Source organism: Marinobacter maritimus, from assembly GCF_007671675.1.
GTDB classification, from domain to species: Bacteria; Pseudomonadota; Gammaproteobacteria; order Pseudomonadales; family Oleiphilaceae; genus Marinobacter; species Marinobacter maritimus.
The window spans coordinates 147,854-164,745 of the sequence record NZ_VCGW01000004.1 but is presented as its reverse complement, the minus strand read 5'-3'; the positions used below and the strand labels follow the sequence as shown (position 1 = coordinate 164,745).

The window sequence follows — 16,892 nt, the reverse complement described above, 5'->3', positions numbered from 1 at the left end:
GAAAACGCTCTCAATGGTCGGCAATGATACCTGCCCAAAAGTCCTTGAAACAGCCTGACTGACGATTGTTTTTATCCATACTGCGCATCCAGATAATCCAGTATGCGGCCAGACTCAAACAACCCTTCCCCGGTGTTAGGATCTTCAAGGTAAGGCACCTGAACCCTGCCATGTGCCTTGAAGAACGCGTCGCGCTTTCCTCCGGGTGCTGGTCTGTATGGCCCTGGCTTGATACGTTGCTTCGCAGGCCCGATTTCAGTCCAGTGCTCTTTACCCAGAGTATGCAGGGTGTATGGGATTTCAAGCTCGCACAGTCTCTCCCGTACCAGGCGAGAAAACGGGCTTCCTTCAAAGCTCCATAAATGCAGCGGCTGCTCTGGCTGCTTACCCGGGCTGGCACGTAACCCCCTCATGGCGCTGGCAACAGAGGCGAACGAACCCAGAACCGGTTGCCACACACGCTCACGGTAGTAGCCAGGCACTGACCGCCCCGCATATTGCAGGAACAGATACTTGATGATTGCTTCCGACTCATACATCACGGTGTCGGTGTTCCGGTCGATCAGCAAAGGAAACTGTTGCTTGCCGCCGGTTTCCTCTGCCCGCTTCCGGAACACTCGGCCACCCTTGGGACAGGGCCGGATCTGCACATCAAGATTCAGTGCGGTCAGCGCTTCGCGAACTCGCCGGCAGTATGGGCAGCCTTCCATGTCATACAGCACAAGTGGCTTTTCCGGTTGCGGCACGTCGCTTACCACAAGGCATCCACGCCAGGCAGTTAACGACGAGGTTGCGACGGAACCCAGCACGTTCGCATGGTGAGCAAGTCTGTTAAACATAATAAAATCCTCAATCGATAATCCAATCATTATCACCAAATAAAACGACTTTCCATTGGCCCGAATGAAACGTGAGGGCTGGCAGCCGTGTATGCGTCGGTATCCTCTCGATACCCAACTCGACGGTTCGCGCATGCCGGCTTACACTCAGTCACGAAATTCCTGTACAAACAAGTGGTCTACTGGCATTTTTTAACGTCATGTAGAGGTTCTCTGCATAGTACAAGTCACAAAGATGGGCTATTGTTCATGTAGGGAGTTTTTAATAGCTCATCAAGCAGCCATCATGGTGATTACGGGTATGCCGCATTCAAATCGCGCACAAAGAGTCAGCCTTCGTCGCAGGCATCCAGCGTTGGCTTTTGCCGTCGCGTTTGCCATGACTCCGGCTCTGGCAAACCTGCCATCGGCACTGGCTGATGATGACAGCGTGGGTTACAACAGCAGCCGCCTATGGGCCAACCAGATGCGGGACTACGCGACAGAATCCCTTAAAAGCGAAGAAGCGCTTAGCATGGCTGCAGTACCCCTTAACGGCCCGGGGCTTGATCAGAACATTAATGCCGATGTGCCCATGAGCCCTGGTTCCATCATGAAGGTGATCACCACCTACGCCGCGCTGGAGATTCTTGGCCCCACCCATCACTGGGATACGGATTTTCTGACAGACGGACAAATGGTCGGAGACACCCTCAAGGGCGATCTCTACGTACGCTTTGGTGGCGACCCGAAACTCACCTACGAACGGCTCTGGACAACCCTGCGGGAACTCCGGGATATGGGAATTACCCGCATCGATGGCAACCTGGTGCTGGATGGCAGCTATTTTGAAATCGATGGTGGTTTTCCCGCGTTTGAAGACAATGGCGACAATCCACATGCTCCGTTCCTGGTTGAACCGTCTGCGTACCTGACCAACCTCAACCTCATGCACTTCCAGGTGCGTGCCGACGAACGCGGCACCCAAGCCTGGAGCACGCCGGCCCTTGGCGAAATCGTTATCGACAACCGGGTAACTGCAGTGGCCGACGGCGCCTGCCCGTCGCGCCGCAGCTTTGACTGGGAACCGGTATTTCAGGACGGTGGAAGAGTCACCGTGCGGGTAACCGGGGAGCTGCCGCAAGGCTGTCGCACCACGACCTACCTCTCTCTTTTGCCCCACGAACAATACAGCGCCTCGATGATCCGTTCTCTGCTTGGAGAGATGGGCATTATCGTATCCGGTGGAAACCTGAACGGATTAACTCCGGAAACGGCGCGACTGGTTATGAAAACCACATCGCCCGATCTGGTGACCATGGTGCGCGACATCAACAAATGGAGCAGCAACGTGATGGCTCGGCAGCTGTTGCTGACCATTGGCGCGCAAAACCGACTGGATAACGAAGACGATGACCGGGTTGCCGGTATTCGCGTCATTTACGATTGGCTGGAGCGCAAAGGCGTCGACACGGCTGGAATGGTCATCGATAATGGTGCTGGCCTGACCCGCCATGGCAAAATCACTGCCCGGCAAGGCACGAAAATTCTGCAACACGCCTGGAACAGCCCCTACGTTTCAGACCTCATGGCCTCCATGCCGATTATCGCCATGGACGGAACCATGGCCCGCCGTCTGCGCAACACCGGCATGGATGGCGAGGGACGCATTAAAACCGGCTACCTGGAAAACGTGCGGTCAATTGCCGGGTTCACACGGGATGAGAACAACACGACTTGGGCTGTCGTAGGAATGGTGAATAACGATCCCGCCTGGAATGGCCAGGCTGTTCTGGATCGAATTCTTTACTCTCTGCACTTCCGACCACCTACGGGTACGGCGCTTTCCCGATTCGATTCCGGTTCTCCGAAAACTTCCGTTCAATAAAAAAGCCCCGGATCTCCGGGGCTTTGACGCTCAACGCCAATTTGGATTTTTCAGATCGGGCCTACCACAAAATCGTCCATCAGAGTCACAGTAGCCACGCTATCAGGATTTTCATTCAGGCGAGCGATAGCCGTATATACGCCGTTATTTTCCAAAGACAAGCTGCCGGATTTAAAATACTCAGTGGCACCGTCGGGTGAAGTAATAAATACAACATAGTCGCCTTACGCAACACTGATGTAACCTGATGAATTACCGTATTCAAAGTTATCCAGAGCCGGCGTGGCGTTACCCGGATCTGATAATCTTCAGCTGTAGCGACTTCTAGCAGCCCAACGCTTTCCTTGAAACCGCATGCACCGCCCTGGCTTTCGATGTAGGTTCCTGTGCTACCGGATCGTCGTCATTATCACTACAACCCACCAGCATAACGCTGCCGGCCAAAGCCATAGTTAGTGCAAATTTTGTTTTCATTGTCTATTGCCCTCTATTCCAAGGTTATCTACCAAAATTAAGTGGTTCGAACCTGCACACATTGAGCCCCTTAAATGTGCGTCGAGATAACTTACGGGGGGACAAAAAAACAGATTATAGAATTTTACATTTCAGTTTACAGGTGTACGCTTATTTTCTTTGCCGGGTCGCGCCAGGGTTATTTCGGTGAGTTTCACCGCAATCGGCGCTATGACAGTTACCAGCGGGAAGGCCACCGCCCATGCAACGAGAAAGGCGGGTATCCAGCGATAAACGAACTCGCTATCTATGCCAGTGTTAATAAAGGTGATTACTCCGGACATCAGCAGCGACATCATTCCGGACATGTAAAATCCGAACACAAGCTGGCGCTGGCGGGCAGGTTTGATTCGGCTCATGAGCTCTCCTATTCAGGATAAAGGTCTTCAGATCGCCACATCTGAAACCCCCGGGGGGGCGTAAATTGTTGGACTCAGGCAAGATATGATAATGAGCATGCAATCTTTTTTCGACCGGCTTTTTTACCGAGCAAAGCGCCATATGGATCAGTGCGGTCTCGTCTCTGACGTACGCGCAGGAAGAGCGGTTGCTCTGGTGCTTATTTCTGCGTTTCTTGTCACAGGGTGCAGCTCAACCCGCCTTGCCTACCGCTACGCCGACTGGGGAATTGTCTGGTGGGTTGAAGATTTCGTTACGCTCACACAACCTCAAAAGCAACAGCTGGAGGCTGATATTGATAATCTGAAGCAGTGGCACTGTAGCACGGAATTACCGCGCTACCGGGCATGGCTGAACAGGCTTCAGAGCGATCTGTCTTCAGGTAACCCAAACCCAGCAAAAGTCCAAAGCCTTCAAAGCCAACTGATGACGTTCTTCCCGCCCCTGCTTCAGCAGATAACGCCGACTGCTATCAGCCTGCTCTCCAGCCTCAGTGATGAGCAGGTGCGGGAGCTTGCTGACAATATGACCAATAAACAGCGGGAGCTCGAAGCGGAATTTCTGGTCGGTGATCCTGAGGCGATTGCAGAGGCACGAGCGGAGCGCACCACTGAGCGAGCTGAACGGTGGCTGGGAAGCCTGAACGGCGGACACCAAACGTCTATCACCGAATGGTCAGACAAACGCGTCGGGCAAACGAGGATCTGGCTGGAGGGCCGTCGCAACTGGCAGAAAGCCCTGCTTGATGCTCTTGAGAAACGTAATCAACGCGGTTTTGCCGAAACGATCACCGAACTGATCAATAACCCGGAAGCTGCGAGGGGAGATGCCTACGCAGAGATGATGAATCGAAGTATGGAGGCCATGGCTTTGCTGGTTCAGATTCTGTTACTGGCAAGCCAGCCCTCTCATCTCGACCACCTGGCACGCCAGGCGTCAGAATTGAGAGGCGACTTCAAAGCCCTTACCTGCCAACCGGGCTCCGAAGTCGCATCACGAGTTTACGAATAGTTAGATTGTAAGATAGCCGCCGTCAGCATTGATACAGGCACCAGTGGTGTAGCTGGAGGCACTGGATGCCAAGTACAGCACAGTGCCGGCCATCTCATCGGGATCGGCCACCCGCTTCATGGGAATGTGTGCCATAGCCTGCTTCTTGATAGCTTCGTTAGAGGTCAAAGCGCTGGCAAATTTGGTGTCCGTCAACCCCGGTAACAAAGCGTTCACGCGAATATTCTGATGGCCCAACTCCATGGCGAAGGATTTGGTCATGGATATCACGGCGGCTTTGGTCACCGAATAAATCCCCTGATAATGGCCTGGATTCACACCGTTTACAGACGCCACGTTAACGATCGAACCGCCGCCGTTTTTCTTCATCAGCTGCGCACCACGGGCGCACATGAAGAAGTAACCGCGAATGTTCACGTCTACGGTTTTGTGGAAGGCACCCGGATCTGTGTCTTCGACCGGGCCGAAATAAGGATTGGCTGCGGCATTGTTCACCAGAATATCCAGCTTGCCATGCTCCTTTTCAATATAGGCCCAGATGGCTTCGATCTGATCCATCTCACCAATGTGGCAGGCATAGGCCTCGGCACTGCCACCAGACTCGCGGATGCTGCTGGCCACAGTTTCACAGCCGTCAATCTTGCGGCTGGTCACAATCACGTGAGCACCGTAATCTGCCAGCGTGCGGGCAATGCTCTCGCCGATGCCACGGCTGGCACCGGTAATCAGGGCGATTTTGCCGGTCAGATCAAACAGGTCTTTCTTGCTCATTCGGTCACCTCAATGTGTTATCGGAACGTCACCAGGGCGGGGTCTTCCGCCTCAAGGTGACTGTAATTATTGAAAACAGACAGGCTGCGGCGGCCAGCGGAATAAAGAACGCGGGTAACGCTGGTATTGGCGATTACTTCGTTTAGCGCCAAGGCTCTCTCGTCTTTCAGGCCCAGAAGGTGCTGACACACCACTGCGATGGGCCCGCCGGATGTGGACACCAGAACATCCCCGCCGTCTGCATATTCAATCATTTCATCAAAAGCGGCGAGAACCCGGTTTTTAAAATCCGTCCAGCTCTCGTCGTATTCTGCGTCATAGTCTCCCGAAGCCCATCGGCGCAAGGCGCTCACAAAAGTCTGCTGAAAGGCTGCCGCAGGTTTCGGGAAAGCCGCAAGGTCTCTCGCCATAACCTGCCGATCGCTCCATTCGGGCCGGTAGCGGTTAACAACAGAAACGTGATCGAACTCGTTAAAGCCCGGAGCCACCTGCATATCCGGCAACTGCGCACCGTACCCGGTCGCGATGGCTTCAACAGTCTCCCGGTGGCGCTGCAGATCGCCACCGAAGATCGCCGCAGGCGCTATCTTGTCGACCATCCAACGGCCCAGAACCCTGCCTTGCTCCCAGCCCCGGGGCGAAAGCTGATCGTAATTTTCCTTGCCAAAGCCAGCCTGGCCATGGCGCACAAGGTACACCTTAGCCATTACAGAGAGCTCTCTGTAATGAGTCGCTGGCAGCGCTTTTCAAGATAGTTGGCGGCATGGCCAAACGCCGCAAAGCGTTTGTCGCTGGTCTGGCCGTGGTAGAACCGGTAATAGATCTGCTGAACAATCACCGCCAACCGGAACAGCCCGTAAATCTCATAGAAATCGAAGTTATCTGCCTGGAAGCCAGACTTCTCCATGTAATACGCCACCACTTCTTTTCGCGTGAGCATACCCGGGCGATGGGTGGGCTGACGGCGCAGCATCTGGAACGGGCCTTCGTCGTCCGCCTCAATCCAGTAAGCAAGCGTGTTGCCAAGGTCCATCAGCGGATCACCAATCGTCGCCATTTCCCAATCCAGCACCCCGATCACTTCAAAAGGGTTGTTCTGGTTCAGGACCACATTGTCGAAGCGGAAATCGTTGTGAATCACAACCTGGGCAATGTCATCTGGCATCTTGTCGTTCAGCCAGGACATTACTACCTCAAAATCGCCGACATCGTCTGTGCGAGCCTTACGGAAACGATCACTCCAGCCGCCAATCTGGCGCTGAACATAGCCATCACCCTTGCCCAGCGAATCCAGCCCCGCAGCCATGGCATCAACGCGGTGCAGGTCCACCATCTTGTCAATCACGCTCAGGCACAACTTGCGTGTATCGGCTTCATTCAGCTCCAGGTCTTTGGGGAAATCCTGACGCAGGATGATGCCTTTCATTCTCTCCATCACATAGAAATCGCATCCCAGAACGTCGTGATCATCGCAAATCGCGATGATATCAGGCACATAAGGATAGACGGGCTTCAGCGCCCGCATTACCTTCGCTTCACGCAGCATGTCGTGGGCAGACTTTGCAATCTTGCCAAAAGGTGGGCGGCGCAAAACAAACGAACGGTCACCGTAGTCCACCTGGTAAGTCAGGTTGGAGGCACCGCCCGGGTATTGGCGGATAACCGGCTCGCCGGTAAGATCCGGAATGGCACCTTTCATGAAGCGATCTACTGCCGAAAGATCCAGCTCTTCACCTTCGCGAATATTTGCGGCCTGATCAATCTGGGTCATTCATCACTCTCCTTTCTATTCCCATGTACCGTTCAGGTCTTGGCCTTGCCGCCCATCTTCTTCATCCAGCGCTTGCTCTCTTCGAACATGAGCTTGTCAAAAGCCCATGGCGCGTAGCGTTTGAATATCCAGAGGCGGCGCTCTTTGGCGTGGGGCAACACCCAGAAATCCTTGTTTTTGACCGAACGTACAATATCCTCCGCAACGTGATCGGCTGAAATAGTCGAGCGCTTCATCAGCTTGTTTACATTCTGCTGAATACCGGGAATATCCGACCGCATACTATTGGTCAGATTGGTCTGGAAAAACGCCGGACAAACGCAGCTGACATGGATACCGTCGCTCCGAAGTTCCTGGCTCAGTGTTTCCGACAAGGCGATCACTCCAGCCTTGGACACATTGTAGCTATCCATCAGCGGCGCCAGCATCAGGCCTGCCATGGATGCGATGTTCACAAACACACCTGAACCCTGCTTCTTGAACTGCGGCGTAAATGCCTTACAGCCACGCACCACTCCCAGCACGTTGATATCAAGAATCCACTCCCAATCGGCCATGGTGGTATCTTCAATCGAACCGGCAGACGCCACGCCGGCATTATTCACCACCACATCAACACCACCCCACTTCTCAGTGAGATCCGCACAGATCTTCTCCAGATCCGTCAGCCGCCGGACATCGCACTCTGCAAAGTAGCCTTCGCCACCGGCATTGTTAATTTCCTGTTCAACACCAATGCCCTGTTCGGGATTAATGTCACCGATACAGACCTTGGCACCTTCTCTTGCATAACGCAGCGCAATGGCCCGACCAAGGCCGCTTGCGCCGCCTGTTACGAATACTCTTTGTGTCATGGTGTTTTCCATCAGTTTTTGTATTTGCGCAATTCAATGCGAGCCACTGTGGCACGGTGCACTTCGTCCGGGCCGTCTGCCAGCCTCAGTACCCGAGCATAAGCAAACAACTGGGTCAGCGGGAAGTCGTCATCGCTCACACCCGCACCGCCATGGATCTGAATTGCCTGGTCAACAATGGTTTGTAGCATATTCGGAATCAACGCCTTGATCATGGCGACTTCCTGAATCGCACCCGCAATGCCCTTGGTATCCAGAGCCCAGGCACATTTAAGAGTCAGCAAACGCGCCTGTTCGATCGACATGCGGGCATTGGCAATGATATCCGGGTTACCACCCAGCTTGGCCAGAGGGCGCCCGAACGCCTCGCGGCTCATCGCCCGTTTAACCAGAAGCTCCAGTGTGCGCTCTGCCGCACCGATCGCACGCATGCAGTGGTGGACACGGCCAGGCCCAAGACGACCCTGGGCAATTTCAAAGCCGCGCCCGGGGCCTGCAATAAAGGCACTCTTGGGCAGTCGAACGTTCTCGAACAGCACCTGACCGTGGCCATAAGGCTCATCGTACTCCCCGAACACCGGTAGCATACGTTCAATTTTCACACCCGGTGCATCCAGCGGCACCAAAACCATGGAGTGACGACGATGCTTATGGGCATCCGGGTCTGAAAGACCCATAAAAATAGCGACCTTGCAGTCAGGATGACCGATACCGGTGCTCCACCACTTGCGGCCATTCAGCACCACTTCGTCACCCTCAACCACCGCAGTTGCTTCCATAGTGGTTGCATCAGAAGATGCGACAGCCGGCTCAGTCATACAGAACGCGGAACGAATTTCGCCACTTAACAAGCGCGGCAACCATTCGGCCTTCTGTTCCTCGGAACCGTAGTGGATCAGCACTTCCATATTGCCGGTATCCGGCGCATTACAGTTAAAAATCTCAGGCGCGATAAAACTGCGGCCCGTTTCTTCAGCAATCAGAGCGTAATCGGAGTTAAGCAGGCCACAACCGTGCTTTTCGTCCGGAAAAAACATGTTCCAGAGCCCCTGGGCTTTGGCCTTTTCCTTCAACTCCTTGATGATTGGCAGCACAACCCAGCGATTTTCAAGCGACGCCAGTTCTTTGTGGTACTGGGCTTCCACCGGGAAGATTTCTTCCGCCATAAACGCTTTTACACGTTTCAGATAATCCTGACCTTTTTCAGAGATACTGAAATCCATTGCCGAATCCTCGTAGAAATTGCACAAGCTGGTGCGATGAATATAAGCACATTGAATCCAGTCTAAGGTTGCACCAACTATTACGCGACTGAATTATTCTTATCGTTTACTATTAACTATACTTATAAAACTGAGGCACTGTCGTTATGGCCGGGAACCGCCTGGACCTCAATCTTCTGCATGTTTTTGACACCATATACAGGGAAGGCAGCCTTACCCGGGCAGCAAAAGCCTTGCACCTTACGCAACCGGCAGTGAGCCATTCATTGTCGCGCCTGCGGGATCATTTCGACGACCCGCTATTCACGCGCCAGGGCAACCAGATGGTGCCAACGCCTCTTGCCCGCCGCTTCCTGGAATCCATGAAACCCGGGCTTACCCAGATTCAGGGCGCTGTTAATCAATTTCATGCGTTTGATCCGGCGAACCAACGCAAAACCTATTCGCTGGGCCTGAGGGATGTTCTGGAGTCAACGTTTCTGCCGCAGCTCATGCAACGGCTGGATCCGTATCCGGAACTGGAGATCGTCAGCAAGCGTATTCCCCGGCGGGATATGGAAACCCAGCTCGCAGCCGGCAAGCTGGACTTCGCTGTCGATGTGCTCTTACCGGTCAGCAGCCAGACATCCCATGAACTACTAAGGCAGGACAGGCTTGTGGTTCTGGCCCAGGAGGGTCACCCGCTGGCATCACAGGCTCTGGATATGAATGGGTATCTTTCAGCGCGTCACGTGCTGGTTTCATCACGTACGGAGGGGCCCGGAATTGAGGATTTTGAGCTGTCGCGGCTCGGGGTGCAGCGCAGCATTCGACTGCGTTGCCAGCATTACTACGCTGCCTGCAGGGTCGTGGAGGCAACCGATCTTTTGCTGACCATGCCGGAAACCTACGCCAGAATTATTGCAGAACGGGCGAGCATTACCATAATGAACCCGCCAGCGGACCTGCCTTCACTGGATGTGCACCTGTATTGGCACAAGGCTTATGGCCGGGAGCCGGCTCTCATCTGGTTTCGGGAACAGCTCAAGGCGATTCAGTAAGCACCCACAGCGGCAAGGAAACCAAAAAAACCGATCGCGGTAATGCCAAGTGAAGCAGTCACAATACCGAAGCCCCACCAGATGGCTGCGCCATCCGAAATAGCAACGCCTTGGCCGCGCAGCGTGCGATAAAACGCCCAAGGCCCAAGTAAAAACGCACCCACCACCGCAAACACCAACCCGACACTGATGCCGGCAAAGGTCCAGGTGGCGAGTGTGGTGGCGCGATCAGTCAGGTTTTCCTTGACCCCACGGTGCTCAAGAAACTTTCGGCAAAAGAACCAGACCAGAGCAAACAAGGCGGCGACAAAAACCAGGCCGCCGATAATGGTAATAAGTCGATAGAGCAACAGTCAGGCTTCCTGTAAGTTAGAGGTGATGTCAGGCTGGGTAATACGGCTCAGGTAAACACTCAAAACCGGGTCTTGCAAACAGATAGCCTTGATAGAGAGCAATACCCTGGGAGCGAAGCCAGAAATATTCTTCTTCTGTTTCTACTCCCTCCGCCACAATTTTACCGCCTAATAGCGCCATCATCGTAATGATTCCCACAACCACAGCCTGCTTGTTAGGTTCTTTATGAATATCGCGTACGAGAGCCATATCCAGCTTTAGCAGGTCGGGCGGACTGGCAATCATTATATTATAGCGGGAGTAGCCCGCGCCAAAATCGTCGATTGCCGTGCTGAACCCCATCTCCTTATAGGCTTCAAGAATCGAAACAAGGTGGCCGACCGACGTCAGATCTTCACCTTCCGTAAGCTCGAAGATAATTTTACTGGTATCAAAATTGTACGTTTTTGCTGCCGCCAGCGTTGTTCTAATGCAGTATTCCGCCTTATACACCGCGTTGGGCAAAAAATTGATACTCAGGCGGGTATTCATACCAAGCTTGGCAGCCAGCTTTACGGCCTTTACCCGGCAGATCTGATCAAAGGCGTAACGGTTCTTCTCGTTCACTTTACCGAGAATGTGCATGGCACCCTCACCTTCCGGCCCCCTAACCAAGGCTTCATAGGCGTAGACGGTTTTGTTGGATACATCAACGATGGGCTGGAACGCAAAGGTCAAAGAGAAGTCGAGCCCTTCTCCGCAGGCGCATTGCTCACAGTGAGATTCATCAAACAGGATCTCTGGTTTTATCACACTAGTCTCCGATGTTTCGAGCCGAGCATACCGGGCGGATCAGTAAAAAATATCCGGCAGCCACTATAGCCACGAAAAGCTTGCTGGTAAAACGACTTACGGTAAAAGTCTGTCAAACACTGGCATCCCCTAGACACGCAACTACACTGGGCTTTATCACTCATACAAGCCTTTCAATTTAAGGAGTCTCCAAAATGGCCCAAACTACCCGCATTGCCGTAACCCCGGGCGACGGTATTGGCCCGGAAGTCGTGGGCGAAGCCATACGCTGTCTGGAAACCCTGCGCGCGAAGCATGGCCTTGCACTTGAATGGACGCGCTTCCCCTGGCCCTCTCATGCATGGCATCAGGAACATGGCGAGTCCATGCCTGACGACGCCCTGGCCCAGCTCAAAGCCTACGACGCCATACTACTCGGCGCCTTGGGTGATCCGGGGCCTCTGGACGACCCGAATCGGTACCTTTTAACCGACAGCGTTTCGCTGGCGCCCTTGCTGGACATGCGTAAAGGCTTTGATCAGTGGGTTTGCGAACGCCCTGCCCGCCTGTTACCCGGCGCCCGTCAGTATCTTGCCGATGAGCGTGCGAAAGACATCGATATGCTGGTAATCCGGGAAAACTCCGAGGGGGAGTATGTCAGCCAGGGTGGCCGGCTGCGCAAGGGAACCGAAGATGAGGTTGCCACCCAAATGGAAGTGTTTACCCGCAAGGCGACCAACCGCATTATTCGCTATGGGTTTGAGCAGGCTCGTGCCCGGGCAACGGAGCGTGCAAGCGAAGGGCGTACCCGGAAGTTCCGTAATCTTGACGGCAGCGCTTGTGAAAGCCAGGTGTGCCTGGTAACCAAACGCAACGCGTTGCGCTACTGGGGCGACATGTACACCGAGGCATTTGAGGACATCAGCAAAGAGTACCCGGACGTGGCCACGCACCACGAGCTGGTAGACGCCGCCTGTATGAAGTTCGTGCAAAGCCCTTGGGCCTTTGACGTAGTGGTTGCCAGCAACCTGCAGGGCGACATTCTGACGGATCTCGCGGCCGTGCTTTCGGGTGGTATGGGCGTCGCCCCATCCTGCAACCTGAACCCCACGGACCCGGACATGCCTTCTATGTTCGAACCCACCCATGGCAGTGCTCCGGACATTGCCGGCCAGGGCCTGGCGGACCCCACAGCCATGCTGTTTACCACGGCGCGTATGCTGGAATGGCTAGGCCGTAAGGATCCTGTTATGGCGGCGGCTGGCAAGGAGCTGTTTGACGCTGTAGCGGCAGATCTGGCGGGGAGTGCCAGTGCCCGGCGGGGAACCAGCGAGATCGGCGAAGCTATCTGCCAGAGGCTATCTGACTGACAAGCAGGACAAGAAGAGCCAGAAAAAGCTTTCTGGCTCTTCTTCAACCATAAGAACGTGTTAATCAGCCATGACAAACTCAAGACGGCCCGGCGCTACACGTATATCCATGGGCACCATGCCAAACAGACGCTGAGCAGTATTGGCTTCATCCAGGCGATAAACCGGCATGGTTTCGAGCATCTGGGCGACGACCCGCATTACGTTGTCGGTGATCGGCGCCAGATCGCCTTTGAAGAAACCCGCATCAACACTGCTTTCCAGCAGTTTTATCCTGCGGATGTAAATAGCCTTTTCCTTGCTGTCATAGACCGGTGCGCCTTCAATTTTCAAAGCAATATCAACCGGCAGCTTGGCCAGAAATGCGTTCAGCGCGACCTGCCCTTTCAGATCGATCACTGCGACGTCCCGACCATCCGGCCCCAGAGTAACGTCGGCGCCATCAAGGCTAAGACTTAGCGGAGAGCCACTCTTGAGCTGCACACGATCGTAGTCACGGACCGCGTCCTGCAGGTGACTCTCCAGTTCGCCTTCCGAGATTGAGTATGGGGAAAGGCTGGCGCAACCGCTGGATAATGCAAGCACCAGAAGCACCAAGCTCCAGAGGCCACTCAGGTGCAGTTTATTCATCGTTGTTTCTCCATGGGTTGAGCATCTGTGCGGCGGCTGCACAGACCGTTTACTCGTTCTCGGCCCGGGCATCTACGTGAGGTGTGAGATTATCATCGAAAACAACCCGCAATAGAATGGGCTGGCAGCATACCTGGCAATCTTCAACGTATTCCTGCTCCACTACAGACGGGTCGACGCTGATATCCAGCGTCTCCCAGCAGTAGGGGCACTGGATAAGTACAGAATCCAGAGCCGACATAGGCGCACCTCAGAACTGTTGTTTGGCCATCCATGGAATAATTCGGTCAAACGCTGCTTCAAGGTTCTCACAGGTCGTGGAGAAGCTGATACGCACAGCGTTGGTACAGGCCTCGCCAAAGGCATCTCCCGGCACCATGCACACACCGGTTTCTTTGAGCATGCGCAGCGCCAGATCCGAACCATCCACATGGGGCGGCAAACCCGGGAACGCAAAGAAAGCGCCACCTGGCTTGTAACCGGTCATGTAGGGAGTCTGATCTATCAACTCGACCACCTTGTCCCGGCGCTCACGATATATATCCACCATGTTCTTCACACACTGTTGATCGCCCGTCAGCGCCGCCACACCTGCGAACTGCGAAGGCGTATTGGCAACCGAAGTCGTGAACATATGATAACGCCGCAGGGATTTGATTGCCGCCTGGCTGGAAATCACCCAGCCGATACGCAGCCCCGCCATGCTGTAGGTTTTCGAGAAGCTGCTGATGCACATGATGTTGTCCAGATCCATGGAACAATTCAGAACACTGGCAAAATCATCGTCATCAAAAATCAGGTGGTCATAAACCTCATCGGCATAAACCTGTATGCCCCGGTAGGCGCATTCTTCCAGAATGGTTTCTACCGTGCTGCGGGGATAAACCGCCCCGGTCGGGTTATTCGGGTTGTTGAGTATCAAGGCAAAAGTGCGCGGCCCCATGGCACGAATCACCTCATCAGGATCGAGCTGGTGATCGTTCTCCGCGTGAGTTGGTACAAACTTGACCTCACCTCCGTTCATGCGAATCAGAGGCGCATACAGCAGGAAGGAGGGGTCCGTCACGATGAACTGTCGCCCCGGCGCTGCTGTGGCAGAAATTGCGAGATACATGGCTTCCGTGGCGCCGCTGGTGACCAGAATGTTGTCTCTGGTGAGCTTGCGATTGTAGCGTTTGCCGTAATAGTCCCTCAGCGCCACCAGTAATTCAGGAAGCCCGGCGTCCATGGTGTAACCAGTCTGCCCCGCGTGGAGGGCATCAACATAAGCATCGATAATATGTTTTGGTGTTGGCAGATCCGGCTGGCCGATCGAAAGATGGATAACATCTTTCATGGTGGCTGCCATATTGACCATACGCCGAATACCCGGCACTGGAACGGCCTGCATGGCAGGGTTCCAACTGGCCTTGGTTTTCCGGTACTTCACTTTCCTCGGGCTTTCCTGGCCGGTATCTCTGTTGGCGGCATCTGCCATAACAACCTCCTGCAACGGGAACGGGGGCAAATAGATCTACCACTGCAGGTTAGTCAGTAAGGTCAGGGCATACAAGACAAAAACAGACAAACAATACGTAGGTATTAGTACGTGCCTATCAGCTCGCCCCGAAAACAACAGAGCCAAGCTGAGGTTGACCCAGCGGCATCTGCCTACCAGACTGTGCTGATGGCCTGACAGCGGAAATAACAAGCGTCGGACAAAACACTTACGACAATCAGATATCTGACCAGGCGGAGGTTCAATGACTCAACGCAGCAAGCCTGTGGTAACCGTTCTCACTGCACCCGGAGAACAGGAGCCACCGGGAATGGATTCACTCAGGGCTCGCGCAGAAGTGCGCTTTGCCAGTGACGAGGCAACTCTGCGAAGCACTTTGCCGGGCACCGATATCATGATGGTAACGGATTTTCGCACTGAGGCTCTTGAAGCCGCCTGGGGTTGCGCAGACAAGCTGAAATGGATACACGCCACCAGTGCCGGCGTCGATGCCTTGATGTTCCCGGCCCTCACCAAAGGCAATGTTGTGGTCACCAACGCCCGAGGCATATTTGACCGGACGATTGCCGAATACGTGCTGTGCACCATTTTGATGTTTGCCAAGGATTTCCCGGCCTCTATCCGATTGCAAATGAAGCACCAGTGGAAGCACAGGGATACAGAAAGAGCCGAGGGCAAGCAGGTTCTGGTGGTGGGTGCAGGCTCCATCGGCCGTCAGATCGGACGCCTCGTTGCGTCGGCTGGCTTGAGGCCGCACGGTATAGCCAGAACAGCCCGCAAAGACGACCCGGATTTTGTTGCGGTTCATGGCAATGACGATCTCTACAACCAACTGGGCCATGCCGATTATGTGGTTATTGCAGCACCTCTTACGCCACAAACGGAAGGTCTGTTTGACGAGAAAGCCTTCAAAGCCATGAAGAACACCGCGCGCCTGATCAATATCGGGCGCGGGCCCATTGTTAAAACCGACGATCTGATTTCCGCGCTAACGAGCGGTGAGATTGCCGGCGCCGGGCTTGATGTGTTTGAGGAAGAGCCACTAACTGACGATCATCCTTTGTGGGATATGGAAAATGTCATCATGACGGCGCACATGGCCGGCGATTTTATCGGCTGGAAGCGAGCCCTTACAGACCAGTTTCTCGAGAATTTTGATCGCTGGCACAACAGTGAAGAGCTGTTCAATCTGGTTAACAAGGAGCTAGGTTACGCCGGTAGCAAATGAGCCCTTCCTATGAGCAGGTAGAATAAAAAACGGGAGCCTGCGGGCTCCCGTTTTTTATTCTAGCAATCTGAGATTCAGCTCCCGGACAACGACTGATCCGAAGGGTCAATCTCCATCTGCTGTATCGCAATCACCGCTTGCGTGCGATTGCGAACCCCAAGCTTCCGGAACACGGCCGTTATATGCGCCTTGATGGTAGCTTCGGACACCTCAAGATCATAGGCGATCTGCTTGTTCAACAACCCTTCTGCCAACATACCCAACACCCGGAACTGCTGCGGGGTCAATGATGCCAGTTTTTCTGAGAAGTCAGTGGTGTCGGAATGCATGCGTTCGAGTTTGTCTGCCACACCTGCCGGCAGCCAGACATCCCCCTCCAGAACGGCTCGTATTGCCTCCGTAATGGTGGGCAGAGGCGCCGACTTTGGAATAAAGCCGGATGCCCCGTAGTCAATCGACCGCCGCATCACCTGCAACTCTTCCGAACCAGACACAACCACCACCGGCAACCCTGGGTACTGTCCACGCATGAACACAAGCCCTGAGAAACCGTGGGCACCCGGCATATTGAGATCAAGTAGAACCAGATCTGCATCCGGGTGCGAGTCTACCGACGCCTGAAGTGCCTTGATGCTATCAACCTCTACGGTTTCGGCGTCAGGTACCGCTTGATTGACCGCCTGTTTCAGAGCTGCCCGAAACAGCGGGTGATCATCAGCGACGATAATTGTTTGTGTCATTAAACCGATTCCT

The 16,892-nt window shown here is 54.3% G+C and carries 18 protein-coding genes; 5 read left to right on the top strand and 13 right to left on the bottom strand.

Features of this window, described 5'->3' with window-relative positions; genetic code table 11:
• Positions 1 to 71: 71 nt before the first annotated feature.
• Entirely contained in the window at positions 72 to 839 is a 768-nt protein-coding gene (locus FFI90_RS15870) for a glutathione S-transferase N-terminal domain-containing protein (RefSeq protein ID WP_144779316.1), read from the bottom strand.
• A 379-nt stretch (positions 840 to 1,218) separates the two neighbouring features.
• Between FFI90_RS15870 and dacB the strand changes: the two genes are divergently transcribed.
• Entirely contained in the window at positions 1,219 to 2,706 is a 1,488-nt protein-coding gene (gene dacB / locus FFI90_RS15865; RefSeq protein WP_186318010.1) for a D-alanyl-D-alanine carboxypeptidase/D-alanyl-D-alanine endopeptidase, read from the top strand.
• Between the two features lie 605 nt (positions 2,707 to 3,311).
• Here the strand turns inward: dacB and FFI90_RS15860 are convergent.
• Positions 3,312 to 3,578 (bottom strand): DUF2798 domain-containing protein, encoded by a 267-nt coding sequence (locus tag FFI90_RS15860; protein ID WP_144779314.1) that lies wholly within the window; start codon positions 3,576 to 3,578, stop codon positions 3,312 to 3,314.
• A gap of 91 nt (positions 3,579 to 3,669) precedes the next feature.
• Between FFI90_RS15860 and FFI90_RS15855 the strand changes: the two genes are divergently transcribed.
• A complete protein-coding gene (locus FFI90_RS15855; RefSeq protein WP_246123616.1) occupies positions 3,670 to 4,629 on the top strand; it encodes a DUF6279 family lipoprotein in 960 nt (319 codons plus the stop codon).
• On the opposite strand, the gene FFI90_RS15850 is transcribed toward FFI90_RS15855, so the two are convergent.
• From FFI90_RS15850 to FFI90_RS15830, 5 genes are read right to left on the bottom strand one after another with little or no spacing between them, the layout of a single operon-like run.
• Positions 4,630 to 5,400: an SDR family oxidoreductase gene (locus FFI90_RS15850; protein ID WP_144779313.1), complete on the bottom strand. Its 771-nt coding sequence runs from the start codon at positions 5,398 to 5,400 to the stop codon at positions 4,630 to 4,632.
• A gap of 17 nt (positions 5,401 to 5,417) precedes the next feature.
• Positions 5,418 to 6,107, bottom strand: a complete 690-nt coding sequence (locus tag FFI90_RS15845) for a histidine phosphatase family protein (protein WP_144779312.1) — start codon at positions 6,105 to 6,107, stop codon at positions 5,418 to 5,420.
• On the bottom strand, positions 6,107 to 7,171 hold the full coding sequence (locus FFI90_RS15840; RefSeq protein ID WP_144779311.1) for a phosphotransferase family protein: 1,065 nt from the start codon (positions 7,169 to 7,171) through the stop codon (positions 6,107 to 6,109). The genes FFI90_RS15845 and FFI90_RS15840 overlap by 1 nt, the downstream gene beginning before the upstream one ends.
• A gap of 32 nt (positions 7,172 to 7,203) precedes the next feature.
• Complete coding sequence (locus FFI90_RS15835) at positions 7,204 to 8,025, bottom strand: SDR family oxidoreductase (RefSeq protein ID WP_144779310.1); 822 nt, start codon at positions 8,023 to 8,025, stop codon at positions 7,204 to 7,206.
• 11 nt (positions 8,026 to 8,036) lie between these two features.
• Positions 8,037 to 9,248, bottom strand: a complete 1,212-nt coding sequence (locus tag FFI90_RS15830) for an acyl-CoA dehydrogenase family protein (protein WP_144779309.1) — start codon at positions 9,246 to 9,248, stop codon at positions 8,037 to 8,039.
• 146 nt (positions 9,249 to 9,394) lie between these two features.
• Here FFI90_RS15830 and FFI90_RS15825 point away from each other — a divergent pair, with 146 nt between their 5' ends.
• Positions 9,395 to 10,288 (top strand): LysR family transcriptional regulator, encoded by an 894-nt coding sequence (locus FFI90_RS15825; RefSeq protein ID WP_144779308.1) that lies wholly within the window; start codon positions 9,395 to 9,397, stop codon positions 10,286 to 10,288.
• On the opposite strand, the gene FFI90_RS15820 is transcribed toward FFI90_RS15825, so the two are convergent.
• Complete coding sequence (locus FFI90_RS15820) at positions 10,282 to 10,638, bottom strand: hypothetical protein (RefSeq protein ID WP_144779307.1); 357 nt, start codon at positions 10,636 to 10,638, stop codon at positions 10,282 to 10,284. The genes FFI90_RS15825 and FFI90_RS15820 overlap by 7 nt on opposite strands.
• Before the next feature lie 31 nt (positions 10,639 to 10,669).
• Positions 10,670 to 11,434: an EAL domain-containing protein gene (locus FFI90_RS15815; protein ID WP_144779305.1), complete on the bottom strand. Its 765-nt coding sequence runs from the start codon at positions 11,432 to 11,434 to the stop codon at positions 10,670 to 10,672.
• 194 nt (positions 11,435 to 11,628) lie between these two features.
• Here FFI90_RS15815 and FFI90_RS15810 point away from each other — a divergent pair, with 194 nt between their 5' ends.
• On the top strand, positions 11,629 to 12,783 hold the full coding sequence (locus FFI90_RS15810) for an isocitrate/isopropylmalate dehydrogenase family protein (protein WP_144779303.1): 1,155 nt from the start codon (positions 11,629 to 11,631) through the stop codon (positions 12,781 to 12,783).
• A 60-nt stretch (positions 12,784 to 12,843) separates the two neighbouring features.
• Here FFI90_RS15810 and FFI90_RS15805 read toward each other — a convergent pair whose 3' ends face one another.
• Genes FFI90_RS15805 through FFI90_RS15795 form a run of 3 tightly spaced genes read right to left on the bottom strand, consistent with a single transcriptional unit; the run spans position 12,844 to position 14,890 of the window.
• A complete protein-coding gene (locus FFI90_RS15805; protein ID WP_144779301.1) occupies positions 12,844 to 13,413 on the bottom strand; it encodes a YceB family lipoprotein in 570 nt (189 codons plus the stop codon).
• Between the two features lie 49 nt (positions 13,414 to 13,462).
• Complete coding sequence (locus FFI90_RS15800; RefSeq protein ID WP_144779299.1) at positions 13,463 to 13,654, bottom strand: CPXCG motif-containing cysteine-rich protein; 192 nt, start codon at positions 13,652 to 13,654, stop codon at positions 13,463 to 13,465.
• Between the two features lie 9 nt (positions 13,655 to 13,663).
• Positions 13,664 to 14,890, bottom strand: coding sequence for a pyridoxal phosphate-dependent aminotransferase (locus FFI90_RS15795; protein WP_144779297.1), 1,227 nt, complete (start codon positions 14,888 to 14,890; stop codon positions 13,664 to 13,666).
• A 265-nt stretch (positions 14,891 to 15,155) separates the two neighbouring features.
• Here FFI90_RS15795 and FFI90_RS15790 point away from each other — a divergent pair, with 265 nt between their 5' ends.
• Positions 15,156 to 16,139 carry a D-2-hydroxyacid dehydrogenase gene (locus FFI90_RS15790; protein WP_144779295.1) on the top strand — a complete coding sequence of 328 codons (984 nt, stop codon included), beginning with the start codon at positions 15,156 to 15,158 and terminating at the stop codon, positions 16,137 to 16,139.
• Between the two features lie 74 nt (positions 16,140 to 16,213).
• Here FFI90_RS15790 and FFI90_RS15785 read toward each other — a convergent pair whose 3' ends face one another.
• Positions 16,214 to 16,879, bottom strand: a complete 666-nt coding sequence (locus tag FFI90_RS15785) for a response regulator transcription factor (protein ID WP_144779292.1) — start codon at positions 16,877 to 16,879, stop codon at positions 16,214 to 16,216.
• Positions 16,880 to 16,892: the final 13 nt, after the last annotated feature.